The 24775-nt window shown below is 73.2% G+C and carries 24 protein-coding genes; 16 read left to right on the forward strand and 8 right to left on the reverse strand.

The window, feature by feature from the left end; translation table 11 throughout:
* The first annotated feature begins 314 nt into the window (after window positions 1–314).
* The 4 genes from ACWGJ2_RS07515 to ACWGJ2_RS07530 all read left to right on the forward strand — a co-directional run bounded on the left by ACWGJ2_RS07515 (window position 315) and on the right by ACWGJ2_RS07530 (window position 4892).
* Entirely contained in the window at window positions 315–1832 is a 1518-nt protein-coding gene (locus ACWGJ2_RS07515; RefSeq protein WP_453345040.1) for a hypothetical protein, read from the forward strand.
* Window positions 1829–3127 carry a type VII secretion-associated serine protease mycosin gene (mycP, locus tag ACWGJ2_RS07520; protein ID WP_453345041.1) on the forward strand — a complete coding sequence of 433 codons (1299 nt, stop codon included), beginning with the start codon at window positions 1829–1831 and terminating at the stop codon, window positions 3125–3127. Before ACWGJ2_RS07515 ends, mycP begins: the two co-directional genes overlap by 4 nt.
* Window positions 3128–3233: 106 nt before the next feature.
* Window positions 3234–3980: an SseB family protein gene (locus ACWGJ2_RS07525; protein WP_453345042.1), complete on the forward strand. Its 747-nt coding sequence runs from the start codon at window positions 3234–3236 to the stop codon at window positions 3978–3980.
* Window positions 3981–4142: 162 nt separating this feature from the next.
* Window positions 4143–4892 (forward strand): MIP family channel protein, encoded by a 750-nt coding sequence (locus ACWGJ2_RS07530; RefSeq protein ID WP_453345120.1) that lies wholly within the window; start codon window positions 4143–4145, stop codon window positions 4890–4892.
* Between the two features lie 20 nt (window positions 4893–4912).
* On the opposite strand, the gene ACWGJ2_RS07535 is transcribed toward ACWGJ2_RS07530, so the two are convergent.
* On the reverse strand, window positions 4913–5293 hold the full coding sequence (locus ACWGJ2_RS07535) for a DUF1844 domain-containing protein (protein WP_453345043.1): 381 nt from the start codon (window positions 5291–5293) through the stop codon (window positions 4913–4915).
* A gap of 319 nt (window positions 5294–5612) precedes the next feature.
* On the opposite strand from ACWGJ2_RS07535, the gene infC reads away from it, so the two are divergent.
* The 8 genes from infC (at window position 5613) to ACWGJ2_RS07575 (ending at window position 15024) form a co-directional block, all read left to right on the forward strand.
* Window positions 5613–6284, forward strand: coding sequence for a translation initiation factor IF-3 (infC, locus tag ACWGJ2_RS07540; RefSeq protein ID WP_453345044.1), 672 nt, complete (start codon window positions 5613–5615; stop codon window positions 6282–6284).
* 115 nt (window positions 6285–6399) lie between these two features.
* Window positions 6400–6594, forward strand: coding sequence for a 50S ribosomal protein L35 (rpmI, locus tag ACWGJ2_RS07545; RefSeq protein ID WP_028431538.1), 195 nt, complete (start codon window positions 6400–6402; stop codon window positions 6592–6594).
* An 88-nt stretch (window positions 6595–6682) separates the two neighbouring features.
* The gene (rplT, locus tag ACWGJ2_RS07550; RefSeq protein ID WP_453345045.1) at window positions 6683–7066 is read left to right on the forward strand and encodes a 50S ribosomal protein L20; all 384 of its coding nucleotides are present in this window, start codon (window positions 6683–6685) and stop codon (window positions 7064–7066) included.
* 177 nt (window positions 7067–7243) lie between these two features.
* Window positions 7244–8101 carry a TrmH family RNA methyltransferase gene (locus tag ACWGJ2_RS07555; RefSeq protein WP_453345046.1) on the forward strand — a complete coding sequence of 286 codons (858 nt, stop codon included), beginning with the start codon at window positions 7244–7246 and terminating at the stop codon, window positions 8099–8101.
* 111 nt (window positions 8102–8212) lie between these two features.
* The gene (locus tag ACWGJ2_RS07560; protein ID WP_453345047.1) at window positions 8213–9385 is read left to right on the forward strand and encodes an ATP-binding protein; all 1173 of its coding nucleotides are present in this window, start codon (window positions 8213–8215) and stop codon (window positions 9383–9385) included.
* A gap of 235 nt (window positions 9386–9620) precedes the next feature.
* Window positions 9621–10754 (forward strand): phenylalanine--tRNA ligase subunit alpha, encoded by a 1134-nt coding sequence (gene pheS / locus ACWGJ2_RS07565; RefSeq protein ID WP_453345048.1) that lies wholly within the window; start codon window positions 9621–9623, stop codon window positions 10752–10754.
* Entirely contained in the window at window positions 10754–13279 is a 2526-nt protein-coding gene (gene pheT / locus ACWGJ2_RS07570; RefSeq protein ID WP_453345049.1) for a phenylalanine--tRNA ligase subunit beta, read from the forward strand. The genes pheS and pheT overlap by 1 nt, the downstream gene beginning before the upstream one ends.
* A 533-nt stretch (window positions 13280–13812) precedes the next feature.
* A complete protein-coding gene (locus ACWGJ2_RS07575) occupies window positions 13813–15024 on the forward strand; it encodes a PP2C family protein-serine/threonine phosphatase (protein ID WP_453345121.1) in 1212 nt (403 codons plus the stop codon).
* A gap of 440 nt (window positions 15025–15464) precedes the next feature.
* Here ACWGJ2_RS07575 and ACWGJ2_RS07580 read toward each other — a convergent pair whose 3' ends face one another.
* The 4 genes from ACWGJ2_RS07580 to ACWGJ2_RS07595 are packed head-to-tail and all read right to left on the reverse strand — an operon-like array spanning window position 15465 to window position 16993.
* Window positions 15465–15959 carry a hypothetical protein gene (locus tag ACWGJ2_RS07580; RefSeq protein WP_453345050.1) on the reverse strand — a complete coding sequence of 165 codons (495 nt, stop codon included), beginning with the start codon at window positions 15957–15959 and terminating at the stop codon, window positions 15465–15467.
* Window positions 15960–16002: 43 nt separating this feature from the next.
* On the reverse strand, window positions 16003–16260 hold the full coding sequence (locus tag ACWGJ2_RS07585) for a hypothetical protein (RefSeq protein WP_453345051.1): 258 nt from the start codon (window positions 16258–16260) through the stop codon (window positions 16003–16005).
* Window positions 16257–16520, reverse strand: a complete 264-nt coding sequence (locus ACWGJ2_RS07590) for a hypothetical protein (RefSeq protein ID WP_453345052.1) — start codon at window positions 16518–16520, stop codon at window positions 16257–16259. Before ACWGJ2_RS07590 ends, ACWGJ2_RS07585 begins: the two co-directional genes overlap by 4 nt.
* 38 nt (window positions 16521–16558) lie before the next feature.
* Window positions 16559–16993, reverse strand: coding sequence for a hypothetical protein (locus ACWGJ2_RS07595; protein ID WP_453345053.1), 435 nt, complete (start codon window positions 16991–16993; stop codon window positions 16559–16561).
* Between the two features lie 157 nt (window positions 16994–17150).
* Here ACWGJ2_RS07595 and ACWGJ2_RS07600 point away from each other — a divergent pair, with 157 nt between their 5' ends.
* Together ACWGJ2_RS07600 and ACWGJ2_RS07605 are read left to right on the forward strand one after the other, a co-directional pair.
* A complete protein-coding gene (locus ACWGJ2_RS07600; protein WP_453345054.1) occupies window positions 17151–18593 on the forward strand; it encodes a helix-turn-helix domain-containing protein in 1443 nt (480 codons plus the stop codon).
* 14 nt (window positions 18594–18607) lie between these two features.
* Entirely contained in the window at window positions 18608–19093 is a 486-nt protein-coding gene (locus tag ACWGJ2_RS07605; RefSeq protein ID WP_453345055.1) for a hypothetical protein, read from the forward strand.
* A 206-nt stretch (window positions 19094–19299) separates the two neighbouring features.
* Here ACWGJ2_RS07605 and ACWGJ2_RS07610 read toward each other — a convergent pair whose 3' ends face one another.
* Window positions 19300–20160, reverse strand: coding sequence for a 3-hydroxybutyryl-CoA dehydrogenase (locus ACWGJ2_RS07610; RefSeq protein ID WP_453345056.1), 861 nt, complete (start codon window positions 20158–20160; stop codon window positions 19300–19302).
* Window positions 20161–20489: 329 nt separating this feature from the next.
* Between ACWGJ2_RS07610 and ACWGJ2_RS07615 the strand changes: the two genes are divergently transcribed.
* Window positions 20490–21740, forward strand: coding sequence for a glycoside hydrolase family 10 protein (locus tag ACWGJ2_RS07615; RefSeq protein ID WP_453345122.1), 1251 nt, complete (start codon window positions 20490–20492; stop codon window positions 21738–21740).
* An 84-nt stretch (window positions 21741–21824) separates the two neighbouring features.
* On the opposite strand, the gene ACWGJ2_RS07620 is transcribed toward ACWGJ2_RS07615, so the two are convergent.
* Together ACWGJ2_RS07620 and ACWGJ2_RS07625 are read right to left on the reverse strand one after the other, a co-directional pair.
* A complete protein-coding gene (locus tag ACWGJ2_RS07620; protein ID WP_453345057.1) occupies window positions 21825–22016 on the reverse strand; it encodes a DUF1918 domain-containing protein in 192 nt (63 codons plus the stop codon).
* A 141-nt stretch (window positions 22017–22157) separates the two neighbouring features.
* Window positions 22158–23222 (reverse strand): EamA family transporter, encoded by a 1065-nt coding sequence (locus tag ACWGJ2_RS07625; protein ID WP_453345058.1) that lies wholly within the window; start codon window positions 23220–23222, stop codon window positions 22158–22160.
* Between ACWGJ2_RS07625 and ACWGJ2_RS07630 the strand changes: the two genes are divergently transcribed.
* Window positions 23221–24678, forward strand: a complete 1458-nt coding sequence (locus tag ACWGJ2_RS07630; protein WP_453345059.1) for an aminotransferase-like domain-containing protein — start codon at window positions 23221–23223, stop codon at window positions 24676–24678. The two genes, ACWGJ2_RS07625 and ACWGJ2_RS07630, sit on opposite strands and share 2 nt — an antisense overlap.
* Window positions 24679–24775: the final 97 nt, after the last annotated feature.

A 24775-nucleotide genomic window follows, 5' to 3' on the forward strand; every position in this document is an offset into this window, starting at 1 on the left:
GCCAGAGCCCCGCCCTCCAGCACAGCCCTCTCCGGGCCCGGTCGCGTCTCGTTGTGCCTCGGGCCGGGTTGCCGCGGATACCTGTTCGCACCGTAGAGTGACGGCCGCACGCTGCGACACCTGACCAGCGGCGTGTTGTCCGATACGAACCGGCCTGCCCCGAAAGGCATTCGTGTGGGGTGGCACTGCGCGCGGGAGGGGTGCAGATGAGCACTGATGCCGACCGCACCGGCGTGCCCCTTCCGCCGGTGGCCCCACCCCGTCCCAGCTTTCCGCCCCGCCCCGTCGTGCCCCCGCGCCCCAGCGTCCCCCCGATGCCGAAGGACCCGCCGTCCACGGCATCCGCCGCGCGCGCGGAGACCGGCGGCCCGGAACCGGCAGAGCCGGCAGAGCCCGCCGCACCGACCGGGACCGGCACACCGACCGGGACCGGCACACCGGCCGGGACCGGCGCCGTGCCGGAGGGCGCGGAGACCCGCAGGGACCCGAGCAAGGAAGACGAGCCCGACCCACAGATGCCGCACCACACGGATGCGGAGGAGTACCGGCTGGCACCTCCCCGCGGGCGCGGAGACCGCCCGCGCCCGCCGATACCGACCGCGCCGCCCCAGCCTCCGCCGCCCACAGGCCGCCCCATCACGGGCCCGCGCCCCGCACCGCTCAGCGACGTGCCCCCGCCGCCGTCCGGAGCGCCCGCCATCGGCCCGGCCGCCCGCGCCTCGGCGGAGGGCCCCGACGGGGACGGGCGCGTGCCCGAGCCGAAGGACCCGGTCGAGCCGGTCACTGCCGCCGGGCCGCTGCGCCCCCTCGGCACCAGCGACCCGCTCGCCACCGGCAACCCCCTCGGGACCGGCAACCCCCTCGGCACCGGCCGCACGCTCGGCATCCCGGGGCCCCGCGAACCGGAAGGACCCGGAGCACCCGGAGCCCCTGGTGTGCCCGGCGCTTCCGGCAGGCCGGGCGCGCCCGGCACGACGGGCGCCACCGGAACCGTCGGCTCGGCCGCCGAACACGACGCGGAGCGCTCAGCACCGCCCACCGCGCGTCCCTGGTCCGTACTCGACCCGGCGCGTGGCCGCCCGGCCCGCCGCACGGTCGCCGCTGCCGCCTGCCTCGTCCTCGGCGCAGGGCTGCTCGGCGGCTCGGCCGCCGGCGTCTGGCTCTCCGACGACCCGGGCGAAGCGGCGGCGGCCCAGGGCGACTTCGACCGCACGCGCGGCCTGTGGCACAACGTCCCCGTCGACGAGCTGTTCCCGCCCGTCCTCAAGGGCGAAGGGGCGGGTCCCGGCGGCGCCGACCGGCGCTGGACGCGGGTCGCCGTGGCGCCCGACAGCGACTGCGCGAACGCCTTCGACCCCCTGCTGGCCAAAGCGCTCTCCCCTGCCGGGTGCAGCCGCCTCGTACGCGCCACCTACGCGGACGAGACGACGACCAGCGTCACCACCGTCGGCCTCGTCTTCACCCGCGCCGACGAGGCCACCATGGGGTCGCTCAGGAAGCGGTTCGCGCTGGAGAACCTCACCGACCGCACCGATCTGATGCCCCGTCCGTACGCGGCGCGCGGCACCGTCGCCGCCGACTTCGGCGACGCGCAGCGCGCCAGTTGGACCGTCCGCGTACTCGACGACGCGCCCGTCGTCGTCTACGCCGTGACCGGGTTCGCCGACGGACGCGTGGTCAGCGATCCGCAGGCCGCGTCCGCCGCGACCGACAAGGGCGAGAACTCGGCGGCGGCACAGGCGGGCCTCGGCCACGACGCGCAGGGCATCGCCGACCGCGTCGAACGCGGACTGCGCAAGGCGTCGAAGGCGGCCGGAACGGAAGACGAATGAGCGAGCACCGCCCCGGCCACCCCGGCCACTCCGGCCACTCCGGCACGACGTGGCACCGGTCCGGCCCCGCGAGCACCCGGTCCCGCCGCACCCCCCGTCGCACGACCCGCCGCACGACCCGCCGCACGCGCGCCCTGGCCCGCAGGGGCGGCGCCGTGCTGCTGGCCGCGCTCCTCGCGCTCGCCCCCACGGCGGGCACGGCGCACGCGCAGGGCGAGGGCGTCCAGGAGCGGTTGTGGGGCCTCAAGGCCATCCACGCGCAGGACGCCTGGAAGACCACCAAGGGAAACGGCATCACCGTGGCCGTCCTCGACACCGGGGTGGACGCCGACCACCCCGACATCAAGGGCAGCGTCATGGAGGGCAAGGACTTCGTCGGCATGGGCGCCAAGAAGGGCGACCGCGAGTGGGCCAGGCACGGCACCGCCATGGCCGGGATCGTCGCGGGCCACGGGCACGGCAAGGGCCGCAAGCAGGGCGTCCTCGGCGTCGCGCCCGAGGCCAAGGTGCTGCCCGTGCGCGTCCTCCTCGAAGAGAGCGACCCGGACCGCAAGAAGGCCCGCAACGCGCGCGGCGGCGCCCTCGCCGACGGCATCCGCTGGGCCGCCGACCACGGCGCCGACGTCATCAACCTCTCCCTCGGCGACGACAGCGACTCGGCCCACCCCGAGGCCCGCGAGGACGCCGCCGTCCGCTACGCACTGCGCAAGGGCGCCGTCGTCGTCGCCTCGGCTGGCAACGGCGGTGAGGACGGCGACCACGTCTCCTACCCGGCCGCGTACCCCGGTGTCATCGCCGTGGCCGCCGTGGACCGCAGGGGCGCGCGCGCCGCGTTCTCCACGCGCCGCTGGTACGCGACGGTCGCCGCACCGGGCAAGGACGTGATCATCGCCGACCCCGACCGCCGCTACTACGAGGGCTGGGGCACCAGCGCCGCCGCGGCCTTCGTCTCCGGCGCCGCCGCGCTGGTCCGCGCCGCACACCCCGACCTCAGCCCCGCGCAGATAAAGGAACTGCTCTCGGACACGGCGCGCAACACACCCGAGGGCGGACGCAGCGACGCCCTGGGCACGGGCGTCGTCGATCCTTCGGCCGCCATCGAGGTCGGCACCAGCGTCAAGCCCCGCAAGCAGGAACCGAGCCAGCTGCCGTACCGCAGCCAGTATTTCGGCACGGGGCCCGACGGCGAGGGCCACGCGGTGTGGGCGGCGGTCATCGCCGCGCTGGTCGGCGCGCTGCTGGTCGGGGGCGCCGTCGCGCTCCACCGGGGGCTGCCGCGTCGCCGCGACGGCTGAGGCGCGCGCGGGGGAGTGGGGACGGCGCCCACCGTCCCTACTCCCCGCCCGCCCCACGCGTGCACCGGCCTCGGGGCGCCAGGACCCCGCCGGATACCCTCGGGGCGTGGCGCTCAAGAACATCCCCGACCCCGGTTTCGCCGACGACGACGGCTCGGCCGACCCCGCACTGACCGAGGCCCTCGCCGCCTGGCAGGCGGCACCCTCGGATCCCGGTACCGAGGCGCGGCTGCTCACGGCGCTGGCCGGGGCCCGGCTGCTCGTCCCCGTCGTCGCCGTCCTGGGGGAGAGCGAGGCCGGCGAGGACGGGCTGCGCCGCGAGAAGTCCAGCGACATGGCGGTACCCACCCTCACCGCACCCGGCGGACGCAGGGCGCTGCCCGCCTTCACCTCCACCGCCGCACTGGCCCGCTGGCGCGCCGACGCGCGCCCCGTGGCCGTCCCCCTGCGCCAGGCGCTCCAGGCCCTCGCCCACGAGGGTGCCGACACCCTCGTCCTCGACCTCGCGGGCCCCGTCACCTACCCGCTCACAGGCCCCGCCCTGCACGCGCTCGCCGAGGGCCGTACGCGCACGGACCCGGCCGCCGACCCCGTCGTCGCCGAGGCCCTGCGCGCAGTGCTCGCGGCCGAGCCCGACGTGGCAGGCGCCCACCTGGCCCCCGGAGGCGAAGCCTCCGACGGCACCCTCGCGCTCTCCCTCGAACCCGGAGCCGAGGCCCGTACGGTCGCGGAGCGGCTGGCCGGGGCGCTGGCCGGGCACGAGACGCTGCGCTCCCGGCTCGTGCACGGGCTCGACCTCGCGCTCCTTCCGCCCGGCAGCACCCTCCCGGAGCGGGCCCTCTACCGGCGCTGACACCCCGAGGCAGGGCCCCGCGGCGCCTCGGCGTGCGGCCCGGCGGAAGGCGGCGGACACTCTAGGAGAGATCGGGAAGGACCGGATCTCCCGACCACCCGGACGTGACGGGAGGGTGTCATGCCGACCATGTCGTCCATGCAGTCGTCTTTGCGGTCGTCCATGTCGGCCGAAGAGGTCGAGACGAACCCGCAGCCCTACGCGGCGGAGTTCCTCGGAACCCTGCTTCTGGTCTTCTTCGCGGTCGGCGCGGCCGTCCTGTCGAGCGAGTACATCGGCACCCTCGGCGTCGCGCTCTCCTTCGGCTTCACCCTGCTGGCACTCGCCTACGCCATCGGGCCGATCTCGGGCTGCCATGTGAACCCGGCGGTGACCCTCGGCATGCTGATGGCCCGGCGCATGAGCCTGCACACGGCCATCCGCTACTGGATCGCGCAGCTCGTCGGCGCGATCGTGGGCTCGGCGCTGCTCTTCCTGGTGGCCAAGCAGGTGCCGGGGCTCCAGACCGACGAGGCGTTCGGCAGCAACGGCTTCGGCGACCGCTCGGCGGTCCACATCAACGCCTTCGGCGCCTTCGTCGCCGAGCTGATCCTGACGATGCTGCTGGTCTACGTCGTGCTGTCGGTGACCCACAAGGTGGCCGTCGTCGGCTTCGACGGGCTGCCCATCGGCATGGCGCTGGCCGTCGTCCACCTCGTCGGCATCCCGCTGACGGGCACCTCCGTCAACCCGGCCCGAAGCATCGGCCCCGCCCTCTTCGCGACGGGCTCCGCGCTGACGCAGCTCTGGCTGTTCATCGTCGCGCCGCTGATCGGCGCCGTCCTCGCGGCGCTCGTCCACCGGGTCACCCACCCGCAGACGGGCCGGGACGAGCTGGCGAACGCCGAACCGGCGGAATCCACGAGCCGCTGAACGGCGGCCCGGTGATCCACTCAGCCGTAGACGGGGCCCGTGAACTTCTCGCCGGGGCCCTGGCCGGGCTCGTCCGGTACGAGGGACGCCTCGCGGAAGGCGAGCTGGAGCGACTTCAGGCCGTCCCTGAGCGGTCCCGCGTGGTAGGAACCGATCTCGGTCGCGCTCGCCGTGACCAGCCCGGCCAGCGAGTGGATCAGCTTCCTGGCCTCGTCCAGGTCCTTGTGCTGCTCGCCGTCCTCGGAGAGCCCGAGGTTCACGGCGGCGGAGCTCATCAGGTGCACCGCCACCGTGGTGATCACCTCGACGGCCGGCACGTCCGCGATGTCGCGGGTCATGCTGTCGAAGTCGGGGTTCTGACCGGAGGGCCCGGCGGATCCGGAAGGTGCGGTGTCGCTCATGCGGCACACCCTATTCCCCGCCCGGCTCGTACGGACGTGTGGGGACCACTCGCGCCCCCTGGTATGCTGGGAAATCGACCGGCTGAAGACTGTGCTCTCGCATATTGCGTTGGTGCGGTCTCCAGCCCGCAAGTGGAGGCTCTTCAAACTCCCACCTGGCGATCTCCCGGATCGCGGGTCAAAGGTCAGGCTGCGCCCCGTGGGTTCTCACGGCGGTGCTCCGGTCCATGAGGAGCCCCGTCTGTGTCCTGTCCGGGGCGTTTTGTGCGTTCCGGCCCGGTGGTCACCATTAACAGACTCATGTGCGGCCGTTCGCCAGATGGCCGCGCGGTGCACCCGAGGAGGCCCCATCAGCGCCGAGCCCCGCATCAACGACCGGATTCGTGTCCCCGAGGTGCGACTCGTCGGTCCCAGTGGCGAGCAGGTCGGCATTGTGCCGCTTGCCAAGGCCCTGGAGCTTGCGCAGGAGTACGACCTCGACCTCGTCGAGGTGGCGGCACAGGCCCGCCCGCCTGTCTGCAAGCTCATGGACTACGGAAAGTTCAAGTACGAGTCGGCCATGAAGGCCCGTGAATCGCGCAAGAACCAGGCGCACACGGTCATCAAGGAGATGAAGCTCCGGCCGAAGATCGATCCGCACGACTATGACACCAAGAAGGGTCACGTCGTCCGGTTCCTCAAGCAGGGTGACAAGGTCAAGATCACGATCATGTTCCGCGGTCGTGAGCAGTCCCGCCCGGAGCTGGGCTTCCGCCTGCTCCAGCGGCTCGCTGACGATGTGGCCGACCTGGGCTTCGTGGAGTCCAACCCGAAGCAGGACGGCCGCAACATGATCATGGTTCTCGGTCCTCACAAGAAGAAGACCGAGGCGATGGCCGAGGCCCGCGAGGCGCAGGCCGCACGCAAGGTCAGCCGCCACCAGAGCGAGAACCCTGGTGAGCAGCCGAGCGAGCAGCCCGCCGAGCAGGCCGAGGAGCCCGCCGAGGCGTGAGCCCCTCCGGGGGCACCCGCCCCGGGAAACACACACGAACGACTTGGTGCTTCCGTGTGCCCGTCCGTCGACGGGAGGACGAGGGAAGCACCACCGACGAGGAGAGTACGGCGACATGCCGAAGAACAAGACGCACAGTGGTGCCCGCAAGCGCTTCAAGGTCACCGGCTCCGGCAAGGTGATGCGCCAGCGCGCCGGTCGCCGCCACCTTCTCGAGCACAAGCCCTCGACACTGACGCGCCGCCTTGCCGGCAAGACCGAGATGGCCCCGGCCGACGCCAAGAAGGTCAAGAAGCTTCTCGGCAAGTAAGACCCCCGCACGACCGGGACCCATTCGTTCCGGGCCGGATGGATGAGCGGAACCATGCTCACCGGCCCCGCCTACAAGGAGTTATCAAGTGGCACGCGTCAAGCGGGCGGTCAACGCTCAGAAGAAGCGCCGGGCGATCCTGGAGCAGGCCAGCGGCTACCGCGGCCAGCGCTCCCGCCTCTACCGGAAGGCGAAGGAGCAGGTCACCCACTCCTACGTCTACAACTACAACGACCGCAAGAAGCGCAAGGGCGACTTCCGTCAGCTCTGGATCCAGCGGATCAACGCCGCTGCCCGCGCCAACGGCATCACCTACAACCGCTTCATCCAGGGTCTGAAGGCCGCCAACATCGAGGTGGACCGGAAGATGCTGGCCGAGCTGGCGGTCAATGACATCAACGCGTTCGCCGCGCTCGTCGAGGTGGCCCAGAAGGCCCTGCCGAGCGACGTCAACGCTCCGAAGGCCGCCTGAAGCACGGCCGCAGAGCGCGCGTGTACGGACCCGCAGGCCCCTGGCCTGCGGGTCCGTCATTGTGTGCGGGGCCAGTGCGGGGCCCGCACCGCCGCATCCGGCGCCAGACCCCGTGACAGGCCCGGCGCCAGCCCCAGTGACAGACGACGTGACGACGTGAGAAGTGAGCCGCCGCCCATGGGCACCCCCGAGCTGATCTCCCCGCGCTCCGCGCGCGTGGCCGCCGCGCGGCGGCTGGTGCGCCGCAACTTCCGCGGCAAGGACCACCGCTTCCTCGCCGAGGGGCCGCAGGCCGTACGGGAGGCCGTCGCGCACCGAGGCGCGGACGGCGGGCCCACCCTGCTGGAGCTGTTCGCCACGCCCGAGGCGGCACAGCGGCACGACGCGATCCTCGCCCGCGCCCGCGCGGAGGGCGCCCGCGTCCACCTGGCCGACGAGGCGACCCTCGCGGACATCGCGCAGACGGTGACCCCGCAGGGACTGGTCGGCGTCTGCCGCTTCGTCGACCGGCCCTTCGCCGACGTGCTCGCCGCGCGCCCCCGGCTGGTCGCCGTCCTCGCGCACGTGCGCGACCCGGGCAACGCGGGCACCGTGCTGCGCTGCGCCGACGCGGCGGGCGCCGAGGCCGTCGTCTTCACGGACGCCTCCGTGGACCTCTACAACCCCAAGGCCGTACGCGCCTCGGCCGGGTCGCTCTTCCACCTCCCCGTCGCCGTCGGCGTGCCCGTCGAGGAGGCGGCGCGCGGCCTGGGGAAGAGCGGGGTGCGGGTGCTCGCGGCAGACGGCGCGGGCGAGAGCGATCTCGATGAGGAGCTGGACGCGGGAACCATGGGCGCGCCCACCGCGTGGATCTTCGGTAACGAGGCGTGGGGGCTCCCGGAGGAGACCCGCGCACTCGCGGACGCGACGGTGCGCGTTCCGATCCACGGCAGTGCCGAGAGCCTCAATCTCGCGACGGCTGCCGCCGTGTGCCTGTATGCCTCGGCCCGTGCGCAGCGGTCCGCTGGAGGGTGCCGCTCCGTCACCGAGAGCTAGTAGGGTGGCGGGCCCGGGACGGGGAAGTCCGGAGGGGAGAGGGGGTGCGGCGTGGTGGATGTGGAGACTCCTGGGAGGCGCGCGCGCGGCGCCCCGGCCACTGAGCACACCGTGACCTCGGACGAGGGCGCAGGTCCCGAGCGGATCGGCGGCGCCCCCGCGGCCCCCCGCGTCGAGCTCGTCCGCTCCTTCGGCGCGCCGGGACAGCAGCGCCAGGCCGCCGAGGACGCGCTCGGCCTCCTGCCCGACGACCTGCCGGACGGCCTGGTCGTCGCCGATCACACCGGACAGGTGATCTGCTTCAACAGCGCGGCGGCCCGGATCACGGGGCGCAGCGCCGAGGACGCGCTCGGGCGCCCCATCCACAGCGCGCTGCCGCTGGAGGATCTGGAGGGCCACCGCTGGTGGCAGCTCACCGATCCCTACGGCGGCCTCGCCACCCGCAAGAGCCAGCCTGAGCGCAACCTGCTGCTCCCGGGGGGCCGCGAGGTGCTGGTCTCCGCGCGGTACGTCCGCACGCGCCCCACGGGCCCCGTGCACCGCCTCGTCGTCACCCTGCGCGGCACCGAGGCCAGGCGGCGCACGGAGCGGGGACACGCGGAGCTGATCGCCACCGTCGCGCACGAGCTGCGCTCCCCGCTGACGTCGGTCAAAGGTTTCACCGCGACGCTGCTGGCGAAGTGGGAGCGGTTCAACGACGACCAGAAGCGCCTGATGCTGGAGACGGTGGACGCCGACGCCAATCGCGTCACCCGGCTCATCGCGGAGCTGCTGGACATCTCCCGTATCGACTCGGGACGGCTGGAGGTGCGCCGTCAGCCCGTCGACATGGCCGCGGCCGTCCGCCGTCACATCGAGGCCCACACCACCGCGGGCCAGCCCGCCTCCCGCTTCGTCACCCGCATCAGCGGGCCGCTGCCCGCGCTGTGGGCGGACCCGGACAAGGTGGACCAGGTGCTGGGCAACCTGCTGGAAAACGCGGTGCGGCACGGCGAGGGAACTGTCACGATCGAGGTGGCGCCAGCGCCCACCCGTACAGGCGACGAAGGAACGGCGGTCACCGTGAGCGACGAAGGCCCCGGCATCCCCGAGGAGTCGATGGGCCGCGTCTTCACCCGCTTCTGGCGCGGCAGCAAGCGCGGCGGCACCGGGCTCGGCCTCTACATCGTCAAGGGCATCGTCGAGGCGCACGGCGGCACCATCACGGTCGGCCGCGCCGCCGAGGCGGGCGGCGCCCAGTTCCGATTTACGTTGCCCGTGAGCGCTCCGGCCTTCATGGCCTGACCCGCCACGGGCTTCCCGGCGGCCCACGGGCCGGTGCGGACGTCTCCCCGCGGACCGGTGCGGACACCGGTGCGGACACGTCCGCGTACAAGAGACCAGGCAGGCCCCTTTAGACTCGGCCTTTGGCACCTTTCGCACCAAGGTCTGGGGCAAAGCGCGCGCTCAGCTGCCGGATGCCTCTTCGCCCAGCGGAGGCGGAGCGGAGCGGAGCCATCAATCGGAAGCACGGGAAGAGATGTCGGCACCCAATAAGTCGTACGACCCTGTCGAGGTCGAGGCACTGAAACCGGAAGAGATCGACCGGGCGAAGGACGAGGCGATCGCGGCGATCGCCGCCGCCGGTGACCTCGAAGCGCTGCGCGAGGTGAAGGCCGCCCACTCGGGCGACCGCTCCCCGCTGGCCCTCGCCAACCGCGAGATCGGCGCCCTGCCGCCGCACGCCAAGGCCGAGGCGGGCAAGCGCGTCGGCCAGGCCCGTGGCGCGGTCGGCAAGGCGCTCAAGCTGCGCCAGGAGGAGCTGGAGCGCGAGCGCGACGAGCGCGTGCTGGTCGAGGAGGCCGTGGACGTCACGCTGCCCTACGACCGCGTGCCCGCCGGCGCCCGCCACCCGCTGACCACGCTCATGGAGCGCATCGAGGACATCTTCGTCGCCATGGGCTACGAGGTCGCGGAGGGCCCCGAGGTCGAGGCGGAGTGGTACAACTTCGACGCCCTCAACCTCGGCCCCGACCACCCGGCCCGCACTATGCAGGACACCTTCTTCGTCGAGGGGCCGGGGAACAGCGGGGCCGCTGACGGTGACAGCGGTGTCGTCCTGCGGACGCACACCTCGCCCGTGCAGGTCCGTACGCTGCTCGACCGCGAGCCCCCCGTCTACGTCATCTGCCCCGGCCGCGTCTTCCGCTCCGACGAGCTGGACGCGACCCACACCCCCGTCTTCACGCAGGTCGAGCTGCTGGCCGTTGACGAGGGCCTGACCATGGCCGATCTCAAGGGCACCCTGGACCACATGGTGCGCTCGCTGTTCGGTGAGGGAGTGCACACGCGGCTGCGGCCCAACTACTTCCCCTTCACCGAGCCGTCCGCCGAGATGGACATGGTCTGCTACAAGTGCCGCGGCGAGTCGGTCGGCGACCCCGACAACCCCTGCCGCACCTGCTCCAGCGAGGGCTGGATCGAGCTGGGCGGCTGCGGCATGGTCAACCCGCGGGTGCTGCGCGCCTGCGGCGTCGACCCGGAGAAGTACAGCGGATTCGCCTTCGGGTTCGGCATCGAGCGGATGCTGATGTTCCGCCACAACGTCGAGGACATGCGAGACATGGTCGAGGGTGACGCGCGCTTCACCAGGCCGTTCGGGATGGAGATCTGATGCGGGCCCCGCTTTCGTGGCTGCGGGAGTACGTCGACCTGCCGGCCGGTGAGACAGGACGTGACGTCGCGGCGAAGCTGATTTCGGCGGGCCTGGAGGTCGAGACCGTCGACCGGCTCGGCGCCGGTATCGAGGGCCCCCTCGTGGTCGGCAAGGTCCTCGCGATCGAGGAACTGACCGAGTTCAAGAAGCCCATCCGCTACTGCCAGGTGGACGTCGGCAACGCCAACGGCACGGGCGAGCCGCAGAACCTCATCTGCGGCGCCCGCAACTTCGCCGTCGGCGACAAGGTCGTCGTGGTCCTCCCCGGCGCCACCCTGCCGGGCGACTTCAAGATCGCGGCCCGTAAGACGTACGGCCATGTCTCCGAGGGCATGATCTGCTCCGAGCGCGAGCTGGACATGGGCGACGACCACGACGGCATCATCGTGCTGCCGCCGGAGTACGAGGTCGGCACCGACGCGATCGAGCTGCTCCAGCTCGTCGACGAGGTCCTGGACATCGCCGTCACCCCGGACCGCGGCTACTGCCTGTCGATGCGCGGCATCGCCCGCGAGACGGCCACCGCCTACGGCCTCCCGCTGCGCGACCCCGCGCTGCTGGACGTGCCCACGCCCAACTCCTACGGCCACCCCGTCAAGGTCGCGGACCCCAAGGCGTGCGACCGCTTCACCGCGCGCACGGTCACCGGGCTGCGCCCCGAGGCGCGGTCGCCGATCTGGCTGAAGCGCAGGCTCCAGAAGGCGGGCATGCGGCCCGTCTCGCTCCCCGTCGACATCACCAACTACGTGATGCTGGAGCTGGGCCAGCCGCTGCACGCCTACGACCGCTCCCGTCTCGACGGGCCCGTCGGCGTGCGCCGTGCCGAGCCCGGCGAGAAGCTGACCACGCTCGACGGCACCGTCAGGGAGCTGGACCCCGAGGACCTGCTCATCACCGACAACCGCGGCCCCATCGGGCTCGCCGGTGTCATGGGCGGCGCCAACACCGAGATCGCCGGCGCCACGCAGGACCCGGAGACCGGCCGCGTCGAAGGCACCCGCGAGATCCTGGTGGAGGCCGCGCACTTCGACGCCGTCGCCATCGCCCGTACGGCGAGGCGGCACAAGCTGGTCTCCGAGGCGTCCAAGCGCTTCGAGCGCGGCGTCGACCCGGAGGCCGCCTCGGCGGCGGCGCAGCGCACCGTCGATCTCCTCGTGCTGCTCGCGGGCGGCACGGCCGAGGCCGGGGTCACCGAGATCGTCGCGCCCTCGGGGCCGCGCACCATCAAGGTCGCGGCCGATCACCCCGACCGGGTCGCGGGCGTCGCCTACGGCCGCGAGACCGTCGTGCGCCGCCTCCAGCAGGTCGGCTGCGACGTGTACGGGCAGGACGAGCTGACGGTCACGGTCCCCTCCTGGCGGCCCGACCTGACGGACCCGAACGACCTCGCCGAGGAGGTCATCCGCCTGGAGGGGTACGAGACCCTGCCCTCCACGCTGCCCAAGCCCCCCGCTGGCCGGGGCCTGACCGAGTCGCAGCGGCTGCACCGCCGCGTCGGGCGGGCACTGGCGGGCGCGGGCTACGTCGAGGCGCTCAACTACCCCTTCGTCGGGGACGCGGCCTTCGACGCGCTCGGCCTGGAGGCCGACGACCCGCGCCGTGCGACGGTCCGGCTCGTCAACCCGCTCTCCGACGAGGAGCCCGCGCTGCGCACCACGCTGCTGCCCGGGCTGCTCGCGGCGCTGCGCCGCAACGACGGCCGCGGCAGCCACGACCTCGCGCTCTTCGAGACTGGTCTCGTCTTCCGGCCGACGGGCGAGGAGACGGTCGCGCCGCGCCCGAGCGTCGCCGGCCGTCCGGCCGCCGAAGAGATCGCCGCGCTGGAGCGCGCCCTGCCGCGGCAGCCGCGCCACGCCGCCGTCGTCCTCACGGGCGCGCGCGAGCAGGCGGGCTGGTGGGGCAAGGGGCGCCCGGCCGACTGGGCGGACGCGGTCGAGGCGGCCCGCTCGGTGGCCCGCGAGGCCCGCGCCGAGCTGACGACGGAGAACGCGCGGTACGCGCCGTGGCACCCGGGCCGGTGCGCCGCGCTGTACGTCACCGTCGACGGCGCGAAGACCCTCGCCGGACACGCGGGCGAGCTGCACCCGCGCGTGCTCAAGGCGCTCGGCCTGCCGCCGCGCACCTGCGCGATGGAGCTGGACCTCGGCCTCGTCGAGCGCGCGGGCAGCGGCCCGCTGCGTGCACCGCACGTGTCCACGTTCCCCGTGGCCACGCAGGACGTCGCGCTGATCGTGGACGAGTCCGTCCCAGCGGCCGACGTGGAGGCGGCGCTGCGCGCGGGCGCGGGCGAACTGCTGGAGTCGCTGCGGCTGTTCGACGTCTTCACGGGCGAGCAGGTCGGCGGGGGCAAGAAGTCCCTGGCGTACGCGCTGCGCTTCCGCGCCGACGACCGCACGCTGAAGGCGGAGGAGGCGAGCGCCGCGCGGGACGCGGCGGTGGCCGCCGCCGTGGAGCGGACGGGTGCGGTGCTGCGCGGGGCGTAGGGACACCGGACACCTGGTGGTGGGACGAGGGGCGCGCGGCATTTTCTGCCGCGCGCCCCTCGCCTTGTCGCGGCTGCGCGCGGCGCCCCGGCCTGCTCACTCGATTGGGTGAGTATTCCCAGGAACATGGTCAATCCGGACCAGCACTCCTCCACCATCGTCATGGCCGCAGGGGCAGCGCGAGGCCGGAGCGGGCCCGCCGGAAGGACCGCGAGCAGAAAGGGGGCGCCGCCGTCGCACCGCACACATCGCACACCGCCAGCGCCACCGCCGCTTCCCGCGCGCCGCGGGTCCGCAGGGCCCTGGTCTTCGTCGCGCCCTTCGTGCTTCCGGCGCTGTGGGTCCTCGGGGTGCTGGCCTGGGAGGCCCGCGTGCCCTTCGAGACCCACGCCGTCCCGCTCCTCGCCGCAGCCCCCGCCGTCGCCTGCGCGGGGACGGGGCACCGCCGGGGTGTGGTGGCGGGCGGGGCCTGCGCGCTGCTGGCGCTCTTCCCGATCGGCTCGGCCCTGGCGTACGAGAACGAGGGCGAGAGCGTGGGTGGCCGGTTCGGCACGTGTGCCGCGATCCTGTCCGTCGTGGCGGCCAGCTATCTCACCGCGCGCCGCCGCGGGCGGCTCGCCGGTGAGCTGACGCGGGCCCGTGCCGTCGCCACCGCGGCGCAGGAGGTGCTGCTGCGGCCGGTGCCGCCGCGCGTCGAAGGGCTGTCGGTGGCGTCCGCGTATCTGTCGGCGACGCGGGACGCCTCGGTGGGCGGCGATCTCTACGACGTGGTGGCCACCCCGTACGGCGTGCGCGTCGTCATGGGGGACGTCAGGGGCCACGGGCTCCCGGCGATCGGCACCGTGTCCGCCGTGCTCGGCAGCTTCCGCGAGGCGGTCTACGACGAGCCCTCGCTCGGCGGGGTGCTGCGGCGCATGGAGCGGGGGCTGTCCCGGCATCTGTGCGAGCGCCGTGCGGGGCGGGGGGCGCCGGGCATGGGATCGGTATCGGCGCCGGTATCGGCGTTGGGCGATCCGTACGACGGTCCGGGGTACGACGGTGCGGGGTACGGCGGTGCCGAGACGCACGGGGGTGCGGGGACACACGGGGGTGCGGGGCGGGCGCCTTCCCTCGCGGCGGCCGAAGTGCCGGACGCGGGCGAGGAGTTCATGACCGTGCTGCTGCTGGAGGTGGGCCGGGACGGCTCGGTGGCCTTCCTCAACTGCGGCCACCCCTGGCCCTACCGTCTCTCCGTCCCGGAACACGGGCCGCCGTGCGCCCAGCCGGTCTCCGAGACCGAACCGCTGCCCCCGCTCGGGCTCTTTCCGCTGCCCGCGAGGCTTCCCCGGCCCTTGCTGCTGAGGCTGGCGCCGGGGCACGGGCTGTTCGTGCACACCGATGGCGCGGAGGATGCCAGAAACGCGGACGGCGCCTACTTCCCCCTGGCCGAGGCGCTGCTGTCCGCACTCGCGGGGCGGCCGGGGCCAGCGGCGCTCGTCCAGTCCGTACGGGGTTCGCTGCTGCGCCACACCGGCGGACGGCTCAGCGACGACGCGGCGCTCCTCGCCCTCCGCAACGACCACTGCCGCGTCCCCGGTGAACCGGGCCCCGCCGCGCCCTCCCCGGAACGAGAACTGCCCCGCCCACACCCGTCCACCACCCGCGTCCCCTGCCCCCGCGTCTCGGGCCTCCCGGACGAACAGGGCCGGCGCCGGGGCGGGCGGGGCGAACGGGGCGGGACTTCGCGGGGTCAGCCGTACGCGTAGGGGCTCTCCGGCGCGGGGTCCGGGTGCGGGTCCCCTTCGCGGGGTGCGGAAGGAAACGGGGGGTTGCCCTCTTCACGGGGGTGTTGCGCGGGACGGTTGGCCGGTGTGGTGGGTGCCGTAGGGTCCCGCGCTGATTTTGTTGCCCGTTCGCGGGGGTGCCGTCGTGTGGCCGGGGCGTCGTGTTCGGCTGCCTGGCCGGTGGCTTCGGCGCGGCGTGTGGTTGCGGTGGTTCGCGGCTGGCGCCGCGTGGTTCTTGGTTTGTGCCGGTGGCCGTGTGGGGTTGCTGGGTGGTGGGGGTCGGTGCCGCGGTGGGGTGTCTCCTCGGCGTGAAGGTTTCGTTTTTGGCTTTCGGCCGGTGACTTGCTCGTCCTGCGGGGACACCCCACCACGTCCCCTCCCGGCCGTGGCCGACTCCTGGCCGGTGGCCGGTACCGGTCTGTTCATGCTGTGGGCGGCATGGTGGTGAGGTGGAGTCCTCGTCCGCCGACGAGGGGTGCGGTGAGGATGACGGTGCGGCCGTCGTGTTGCAGGGCTTTGCCGATGCGGGTGTGGCGGGCGTGCCACCAGTGGCGGGGTGCGAGGAGGGTGGAGAGGCAGTCGCGTGTCTCCCCGTCGACGGTGATGCGTTCGCCCTTTTCGCGCAGGCGGAGGGCGTGGCAGGCGTAGCCGGTGAGGAGGGTGGCGAGGTTGCCTTCCATGATTTCGATGACCTGTCCGGAGGGCATGGGGCGTGGGTAGCTGGTGAGGAACGCGGTCCCGTGGGGGAGTTCGTACATGAGGCGTACGGCGCGGTCCTGGATGCGGCGCATGACGAAGTGTGCCTGCTGGCCGTCCAGCACTGCGACGGGGAAACCTGACGTGGTGGCCCAGCCGTGGGGGTCGTAGAAGACGTCGTCGGGGTCGGCGGGGATGAGGACGGTGTGGTCGCGGGGCACGGGGCTGCTCCAGGTCAGTTGCGGGTGAGGGTGCATGTGGGGGTCACGGTGCGCGCACCACGCGTAGGGCGGGTGGTGGCGCGGTGTCGTCGCGGCGTTTTCCGGCGCCGGTGAAGACGGTGATGGCGCGGGCGACGGTCTCGCCGGTGACGTCGGCGCGGATGGCGGCGAGGGGGAGGTAGGCGCCGTGTCCGGGGCAGAGCCACACCGGTTCGTGCCAGGGGTAGCGTGCGGTGGGCAGGTAGCGCATGACGGGGCCTACGTGGTCGTCGCCCTCGACCTCGCACTGGGGGCGGGTCACCGGTGCGTCTCCGTGCTCGCGGTGCGGGCCTCGTCCTCGGCCGCGCAGGGGTCGCAGAGCTTCACGGGGACGGCGCGGGTGCGTGTCTGCGGGCTCGCGCCCCGTTCGTCGCCGGAGTACAGGTCGAGGACAACCTGCGTGCCGGGGGTCTGGCGGCAGCGGAAACAGCACGCGGCGGCCCGTCGCGCACACTCGTCGCAGATCTGCACCGGAACACCGCGCGGGCCTGCCCCGTCCCCGGACAGGACATAGATCTCCACCGTGTCCGGCCGCTGACGGCACCGGCAACAGCGCGGGCTCACCGCCCGGCCCCGCTCGCGTACTCGCGGGGCCCATGTTCGGCGCGGATCACGGCGTCGAGCACCACGTACAGCAGCCGTGCGTCGGTGAGCCCGTGCTCGGCCCAGCCCCGTGCCCAGTGCGTGAAGGCGGAGCGAGTGCACCAGTCTGGCGGTACCGTCAAGTGCTGCGTGACGCTGAGCAGTTGCACACACGTGATTTCGGGGATCACCCAGCCGCCCGTGGTGCCGGGCGGCACCAGCCACGTCAGACGGTGCCCGTACGGGTCCCGGATCACCGCCCCCGACTCACGGCCGAGCCGCGCCAGCACCCGATCCCCCAGATACGCGGGGACCGCCACTCCGTCCCAGTGCACCCCGGCGGGCAGTAACTCAGCGGCAACCCCCGTGGGCGGTACCCACTGGCGAGCTGGCGGGTTTGCGATGGCATCCATGACGGCCCTTGGCTCGGTGATCGGCTGACATCACGAGAGTGGGCCCGGGAGGCCAACCTCGGTATAACCGCCAGGGGTTACCGAGGCGGTAATACACTCGTTGTCAGCGCAGCATGAGGCTGATCTCGTGCTGAGGTCCCTCTGGAAGCTGGCACACATGGACGCCATCACTCCCGGACCGCTCGACGCCGAGATCCTTGACCGGGATGACGTGCGTCGTGCGCTCGCTGAACACGACTTCGCCGCCGCCTTCGCTCTCATCAAGAAGCGGGGCGGCCTCTCGCAGAACCGGATCGCGTCCGCTTGCCAGCTCACCCCCGGCAAGGTCTCCACGATCATCAGCGGACAGCAGCAGGTGACGTCTGTGGACGTAATCCGCCGCATCGCCGACGGCCTCCGCATCCCCGGACCTCTCCTCGGTCTCGCTCCTCGCCCCTGGGAACACACGACCGACCGGCCGCCGGAGTCGCTGGGTGTACGGTCGCCAGCAGACGACGACGTTCCGTGGCGCCCGGACGCCACAGTCGGCCTGGCCGTAGACCTGACAAGGAGCGACCTCGTGATGGACCGTCGCGACGCCGCACGTGCACTCGCGGCCACCGCGATCACCGGACCTGCTCTCCTCGACCCACTGGAAGGCTGGCTGCGGCCGTCTGCCGAGACGCCGCCTGGGCGGCGCGCTGGACGACTCGGGAAACGTGACGTCGACCAACTGGAGCAGACCGCGCAGGCGTTCCGGCGCTGGGACCACGCTCACGGCGGTGGTCTACGGCGGAAGGCGGTACTCGGCCAGCTCCGCGAGATCGCCGCCGCGCTGGATGAGCAGCAGGCCGACACCGTCGAGGCCCGTCTGTACCGGGTCATGGCGCACTTGGCGGGCACCGCTGCAACCATGGCCTGGGACTCCGGTTATCAGCGTCGCGCTCAGGACTACTACAAGCTCGCCCTACGCAGTTCCCACGCCGGAGACGACACAGTGTTCGGCGCGAACGTGCTGGCGGGCATGGCCCGGCAGATGCTCTACCGAGGCCAGCCCCAGGACGCTCTGGAACTCGTACGCCTCGCGCAGGAAGGAGCACGGCGCACAGCCGGACCGCGAGTGCGGGCCATGCTCCACACCCGGGAAGCATGGGCCTACGCCGCGATGGGCCGCACCGCGGCTTTCCGCCGGGCAACCGGGCAGGCCCAGGAAGCACTGACCGATGCGAAACCGGATGAAGAGCCGTACTGGATCAGCTACTTCGACGAGGCGGAACTGGCCGGAGTCACCGGCGGCCGATATCTCGACCTCGCGCGCCAAGCTCCCGACCACGCCGAACAGGCCGCCGTTCAGATCCGTACCGCACTCGCCCAGCGCGGCGGCGAGGCCGCACGCTCCCATGCTCTCGACCGTATCGGCCTTGCTGAGTGCCACTTCCTTGCCGGAGACCTCAACACTGCGGTGGCAGAGGCGCATCTCGCGGTCGACGCGGCGAGCCTCACCAGATCCGCGCGGGTCCGGGCGCAGCTCGGCGAGCTGTACCCGTATACGGTCGGGCACAGCGTGTCGCGTCCGGTGCGGGAGGTACGGGACCGGCTGCGGGGCCTGTTGGCGAGCTGAGAAGGGACCGAGTGGTGACCACGATCGCGGTGACCGGACACATGGATCTGACCGACGGCACCGTCCCCTTGGTGCGGGCAGGTTTGGAGGAGTTGCTCGCGCGCTACGAGCCGTCGGACCTGACCGGCATCTCGTGTATCGCGAAGGGCAGCGACAGCCTGTTCGCTGAGGCGCTGCTCGCGGTCGGCGGGCGGCTCGTCGTGGTCGTGCCGAGTGAGGACTACCGGCAGGCGAAGGTGAAGCCCGAGCATGCCGCCACGTTCGACCGGCTCATCGGGGCGGCCGACGAGGTCCTGGTGATGCCCCACGAGTCGGCGAACCGGCAGGCGTACGAGGCGGCGAACGCGGTGCTGCTGGAGCGGGCCGACCGTCTGGTCGCGGTCTGGGACGGGCAGCCGCCGTCGGGCAAGGGCGGCGGCACGGCGGACGTGGTGGAGGAAGCACGCGGGGCCGGGTTGCCGGTGGATGTGGTCTGGCCGGAGGGCGCGACGCGCGGTTGACCACGCCGGGTCGCTGGGCCCGCCCCCGGAGCAGTGCCCCGTCGCCCCGCTCGTCGGACCCCGCCGGGGACTCCCGGAGAACTCCCCGGCACCGACACCCCCGCCGGCCACGACCAGTGAAGGCCGCCTCCCGGGTGTACTCGGGGAGCGGCCTTCGGTGCTGGTGTCGCGGGGGCGCCCCGTGCGGGGGCGACGGGTGGCAGGCGTCAGGCGTAGGCGTAGAAGCCCGCGCCCGCCTTGCGGCCCAGGCGGCCCGCGTCCACCATGCGCTGGAGCAGCGGGGGAGCGGCGTACAGCGGCTCCTTGAACTCGGTGTACATCGAGTCGGCCACCGAGGCGACGGTGTCGAGGCCGATGAGGTCCGTCAGCTTGAGCGGGCCCATGGGGTGGGCGCAGCCCATTTCCATGCCGTTGTCGATGTCCTCGCGGCTGGCGATGCCCGTCTCGAACATCCGGATCGCCGAGAGCAGGTAGGGGATCAGGAGCGCGTTGACCACGAAGCCCGAGCGGTCCTGTGCGCGGATGGTGTGCTTGCCGAGTATCCCGCTCACCGCGGCCTCGGCCCGCTTGATGGTCTCCTCGCCCGTGGTCAGCGCGGGGATCAGCTCGACGAGCCGCTGCACGGGGGCCGGGTTGAAGAAGTGGATGCCGATGACCTGGTCGGGCCGCGAGGTCGCCACCGCCAGCTTCACCAGCGGGATGGAGGAGGTGTTGGAGGCCAGGATCGCGTCGGGCCTGGTCACGACCTGGTCCAGGACCTGGAAGATCTCGGTCTTGACCTGCTCGCTCTCGATAACCGCCTCGATGACGAGATCGCGGTCGGCGAAGTCGCCCAGGTCGGTGGTGAAGGTGAGGCGCGCCAGCGTGGCGTCGCGCTCCTCCTCGGTGAGCTTGCCGCGCTCGGCGGCCTTGCCGAGGGAGTTCACCAGCCGGGTGCGGCCCAGTTCCAGGGCCTCGCCCGTGGTCTCGGCGACCATGACATCCAGTCCGGCCCGCGCGCACACCTCGGCGATGCCGGCGCCCATCTGGCCGCAGCCCACCACTCCGACGCGTTCGATGTCGGTCACATCGTGCCTTTCGCTGATCTTGGGGTCCTGGCGGAGCCGGCGGGAGCGTCAGGAGCGTCCCGGCCGAGCCACCTCGCCGCTCGACGTTACCTGTGCGTGTCCGGGGCTTGTGGGGCGGGTGCGATAGCTCACCCAACTGTCCATGATCATTTAATGTCAAGCCGACGCTCCGGCGCGTGAGCGGCGCGCGATGAACCCGTACGGAGGGTTGTACGGGCCCGTCGGGGGCCGGGACCATCGGCGGACCGGTCCCGGTGACCGTTCGACCCCTGAGAGGCCGTCTCCATCCCGTAGGGCCCGCAGAGAGGGAGCTGAGGTTCATGAGGCGCATGTACCGCACGGGGCACATCACACGAAGACGCTTCGCCGCCGTCGCGGCCGGTATGGCGGCCACCGGGACCATCGGGCTCGCGGCGGGAGACGCGAGCGCACGCGGGCGCGGGCGCGGACGTCACCGGGAGATGCGCGGCATGTGGCTGGCCACCGTCACCAACAGGGACTGGCCCAGCGCGCAAGGGCTCAGCCCCGAGCGGCAGCGGGCCGAGCTGCGCGCCTATCTGGACGCGGCGGTACGCCGCCGTCTGAACACGGTCTTCTTCCAGGCCCGCCCCACGGCGGACGCGCTGTGGCCCTCCCGGTACGAACCGTGGTCGGAATGGCTGACCGGCGAGCAGGGCAAGGACCCGGGCTGGGACCCGCTGGGCTACGTCGTGCGCGAGGCCCACCGGCGGGGCCTGGAGGTGGAGGCGTGGTTCAACCCGTACCGCATCGCCGTGCACGAGGACCCGGCGCGCCTCGTGCCCGGGCACCCCGCGCGGCTGCACCCGGAGTGGGTGGTCCCGTACGGCGGCAAGCTCTACTACAACCCCGGCCTGCCCGAGGTGCGCAGGTTTGTGCAGGACGCGATGCTCGACGCGGTCCGGCGCTACGACGTGGACGGCGTCCACTGGGACGACTACTTCTACCCGTATCCCGTCCTCGGCGAGATCTTCGACGACAGCGACGCCTACCACCGCTACGGCCAGGGCTTCCCCGACCTCGCCTCCTGGCGGCGCGAGAACATCGACCTGCTGGTGCGGGAGATGGCGGAGCGGGTGCACGCGGTCAGGCCGCGCGTGCGCTTCGGGATCAGCCCGTTCGGGGTGTGGCGGAACAAGGCGACCGACCCCCTCGGCTCCGACACCCAGGCCGGTGTGCAGACCTACGACAACCTCTACGCGGACACCCGGCGCTGGGTGCGCGAGGAGTGGATCGACTACGTCGTCCCGCAGGTCTACTGGCACATCGGCTTCCAGGCCGCCGACTACGCCAAGCTGGTGCCCTGGTGGTCGGACACGGTGCGCGGGACGCGCGTACGGCTGCACATCGGCGAGGCGCTCTACAAGGCGGGCGCCGCGGGCCAGCCCGCGCCCTGGCAGGACCCCGCCGAACTCTCCCGCCACCTCACCTTCTGCCGGGACTTCCCCGAGGTCAGGGGGCATGTCTTCTTCTCGGCCAAGGAGGTGTCCCAGGACCTGATCGGCGCCATGGACCGCGTGGTGGCCGACCACTACGCGACGTCGGCGACGGAGCGGCGCTGACGGTCGCGGGGCGGGCGGCGGGCGGCGGGTGGCGCGCGCCGCGCGGGTACGGGGCCCGGAGGTCCGGTCCGGGCCCCGGGGGCGTCAGCGCTCGTCCCGCACCTGGACCACGGAGTCAGGCCCTGGCGACATGACGGCTTCGTGACCGTCCTCGAAGCGGACCCGGTACGGCGGTTCGCCGTCAGCCCCCAGCACCTCGACGATCTCCGCGACGCGGTCGTGCTGGCCCACGACCCGTCCGTGCACCAGCAGACGGTCACCCGTGTTGGCTCGCATCGACAGGGCCCTCCTGTTCGGCGGGGGTACGGTCGGAATGTCCGAGCTGTGGTCCGAAGTCTACGGCGGGAGGCCGGAGTTCGCCCCCTGGCGTCAGACGCCGTCGCCCGCCCCTTGTCGTCGGACATCGCGGCCCCGTCGTCAGGCGCGGCTGCGCTGCACCACGACGATGCACACCAGGACCGCCGCGGCGGCGGCGGGAGCGGCGGGCGTCAGGTGCTCGCCGAGCAGCAGCACCGACCAGACGAGGGTGAGCAGGGGCTGCGCGAGCTGCACCTGACTGGCCTTGGCCACCCCGGCGACGCCCATGGCGCGGTACCAGACGATGAGCCCGAGCAACTGGGAACCGGCGGCAACCCACACCAGCCCCGTCACGGAGTGCGCGGTCAGCTCGACGGGCTCGGCCAGCAGCGCGACGACGGCGCCGGGAACAGCCAGCGGCAGACAGGCGACGAGGGCCCAGCCGATGATCTCCAGGCCCGACAGCTCACGGGCCAGCCGCCCGCCCTCCGCGTATCCGGCCGCGCAGATCAGCAGGGCGCCGCAGAGGTAGAGGTCGCCCGTGGTCGGGGTGCCGCCGCTCTGGTGGAGGGCGAAGGCGATGACGACGGCGGCCCCCGCGAACGCCGCGACCCAGAAGGCGCGGGAGGGGCGGGCGCCGGTGCGTACGCAGGAGTAGAGCGCCGTCGTCAGCGGCAGCAGGCCGACGACGACCGCCGCGTGCGACGTGGTGGACGTCTGGAGCGCGAGCGTGGTGAGCAGGGGGAAGCCGATCACGACACCGGACGCGGCGACGGCGAGCCCGGCCCAGTGACGGCGCGCGGGCGGCGGCACCCGGCGTACGGCGAGCGCGATCCCCGCGACGGTGGCGGCGAGCACCGTCCGCAGTGCGGTCAGGGACCAGGGGCCGAAGCCCTCCAGGGCCCAGGCGGTGCCGGGGAAGGTGAGCGAGAAGCAGACGACGCCGAGGACGGCGAGGAGCAGGCCGGAACGGGGCGGCGCCGGCGCCGACGTCGGGTCCGGGGTCGGGCGCGGGTGCGGGCTCCCCTCCGGGGAGGGGTCCGGCGGTGCGGCGGTACGGGTGGCCGCGCTCGCGACGGAGGCCGGGCCCGAGGTCGGGCCCTGGCCCGGGGCCGGGGCATCCAGGGCCTGCGGGGCGGGAACCGCTATCGGGGACTCGGCGGTAGCGCTATCCTGTGCTCTCATGCAGCAGAGTAGCAGCGTCGCGGACCTGGTCACTCGTCTCCGAGGCGAGGTGAACCGCTACTCTCCGGGTGAGAAGCTGCCCTCCAGCAGGGCGCTCGTCGACCAGTACCGCGTCAGCCCCGTCACCGTCTCGCGCGCCCTCTCCGCGCTCTCCGCCGAGGGGCTGGTCGTCACCCGCCCAGGGTCCGGCGCCTACCGTGCCGAACAGCGCGCGCCGCTGCCGGAGACCGGGGACACCTCCTGGCAGGAGGTCGCCCTGAGCGCCGACCCGTCGGCCGACGACGTACCGCGCGGCGTCGACGCCGAGGGCGTGCTCGCCACGCTCACCCAGCCGCCGCCCGGCGTCATCGAACTCAACGGCGGCTATCTGCCGCCCAGTTGGCAGCCGGAGCGGGCGCTGTCCGCCGCGCTCGCGCGCGCGGCACGTCGGCCCGGAGCCTGGGGGCGCCCGCCGGTCGAGGGCGTGGACGAGCTGCGGGGCTGGTTCGCGCGCGAGATCGGCGGCGCGGCGGGCGCCGTCGGCGCGGCCGACGTGCTCGTCACGGCGGGCGGCCAGAGCGCCATCACCACGGCGCTGCGCGCGCTCGCCCCGCCCGGCGCCGCCGTGCTCGTCGAGTCGCCCACCTACCCCGGCATGCTCGCCGCCGCGCGCGCCTCCGGGCTGCGGCCCGTGCCCGTGCCCGTCGACACGGACGGGGTGCGCCCCGGACTGCTCGCCGACGCGTTCCGGGCCAGCGGCGCACGGGTCTTCGTCTGCCAGCCGCTGTTCCAGAACCCGACCGGGGCCGTGCTCTCGGCAGAGCGGCGCGCCGAGGTGCTGCGCGTGGCGCGCGAGGCCGGTGCCTTCGTCGTCGAGGACGACTTCGCGCGGCACCTCGCGCACGAGGACGCGGGGCCACTGCCGCCCACGCTGCGCGGCGACGACCCGGACGGTGTCGTCGTCCACATCCGCTCCCTCACCAAGATCACCTCGCCGAGCCTGCGGGTCGGAGCGCTCGCCGCGCGCGGGCCCGTGCTGGAGCGGCTCCGCGCCGTTCAGATCGTCGACAGCTTCTTCGTCCCCAGGCCCCTCCAGGAGGCCGCGCTCGAACTGGTCGGCTCGCCCGCCTGGGGGCGCCACCTGCGCACCGTCGCGGGCCGGCTGCGGCAGCGGCGCGAGGTGATGCTGACCGCGCTCGCCACCCGGCTCCCAGGGCTGCCCCTCGCACACGCCCCGCGCGGCGGCTACCACCTGTGGCTGCGTCTCCCCGACGGCACGGACGAGCGGGCCCTGACCGCGGCGGCGCTCCGCGCCGGGGTCGCCGTCGCCCCGGGCCGCCCCTACTTCGCCGCCGAGTCGGCCGCACCCCACCTCCGGCTGACGTTCGCCCCCGCGGCGGCCGAGTCCGAGATCGTGGAGGGCGTGGAGCGGCTGCGGTCCGCCTGCGAGGAGGTCATCGGACGGCCGGTGGGCTGAGCACCTGGGCTGAGCGTCTGTGCTGAGCACCGGGCCGAGGCGGGCCTGGACGAGAGACCTGGTCGACGGGCCTGAATGACGGTCCGGGGCGAGGGGT

Source organism: Streptomyces sp. NPDC054796, from assembly GCF_053611545.1.

Excerpts from the sequence above, each read along its gene's own strand:
- ACWGJ2_RS07515 (WP_453345040.1), top strand. The coding sequence starts at position 315 with ATGCCGAAGGACCCGCCGTCCACGGCATCCGCCGCGCGCGCGGAGACC.
- mycP (WP_453345041.1), top strand. The coding sequence starts at position 1,829 with ATGAGCGAGCACCGCCCCGGCCACCCCGGCCACTCCGGCCACTCCGGC.
- ACWGJ2_RS07530 (WP_453345120.1), top strand. The coding sequence starts at position 4,143 with ATGTCGGCCGAAGAGGTCGAGACGAACCCGCAGCCCTACGCGGCGGAG.
- ACWGJ2_RS07535 (WP_453345043.1), bottom strand. The coding sequence starts at position 5,293 with ATGAGCGACACCGCACCTTCCGGATCCGCCGGGCCCTCCGGTCAGAAC.
- infC (WP_453345044.1), top strand. The coding sequence starts at position 5,613 with ATGGCCGCGCGGTGCACCCGAGGAGGCCCCATCAGCGCCGAGCCCCGC.
- rpmI (WP_028431538.1), top strand. The coding sequence starts at position 6,400 with ATGCCGAAGAACAAGACGCACAGTGGTGCCCGCAAGCGCTTCAAGGTC.
- ACWGJ2_RS07555 (WP_453345046.1), top strand. The coding sequence starts at position 7,244 with ATGGGCACCCCCGAGCTGATCTCCCCGCGCTCCGCGCGCGTGGCCGCC.
- pheS (WP_453345048.1), top strand. The coding sequence starts at position 9,621 with ATGTCGGCACCCAATAAGTCGTACGACCCTGTCGAGGTCGAGGCACTG.
- pheT (WP_453345049.1), top strand. The coding sequence starts at position 10,754 with ATGCGGGCCCCGCTTTCGTGGCTGCGGGAGTACGTCGACCTGCCGGCC.
- ACWGJ2_RS07595 (WP_453345053.1), bottom strand. The coding sequence starts at position 16,993 with ATGGATGCCATCGCAAACCCGCCAGCTCGCCAGTGGGTACCGCCCACG.
- ACWGJ2_RS07600 (WP_453345054.1), top strand. The coding sequence starts at position 17,151 with ATGGACGCCATCACTCCCGGACCGCTCGACGCCGAGATCCTTGACCGG.
- ACWGJ2_RS07615 (WP_453345122.1), top strand. The coding sequence starts at position 20,490 with ATGTACCGCACGGGGCACATCACACGAAGACGCTTCGCCGCCGTCGCG.
- ACWGJ2_RS07620 (WP_453345057.1), bottom strand. The coding sequence starts at position 22,016 with ATGCGAGCCAACACGGGTGACCGTCTGCTGGTGCACGGACGGGTCGTG.
- ACWGJ2_RS07630 (WP_453345059.1), top strand. The coding sequence starts at position 23,221 with ATGCAGCAGAGTAGCAGCGTCGCGGACCTGGTCACTCGTCTCCGAGGC.
- ACWGJ2_RS07625 (WP_453345058.1), bottom strand. The coding sequence starts at position 23,222 with ATGAGAGCACAGGATAGCGCTACCGCCGAGTCCCCGATAGCGGTTCCC.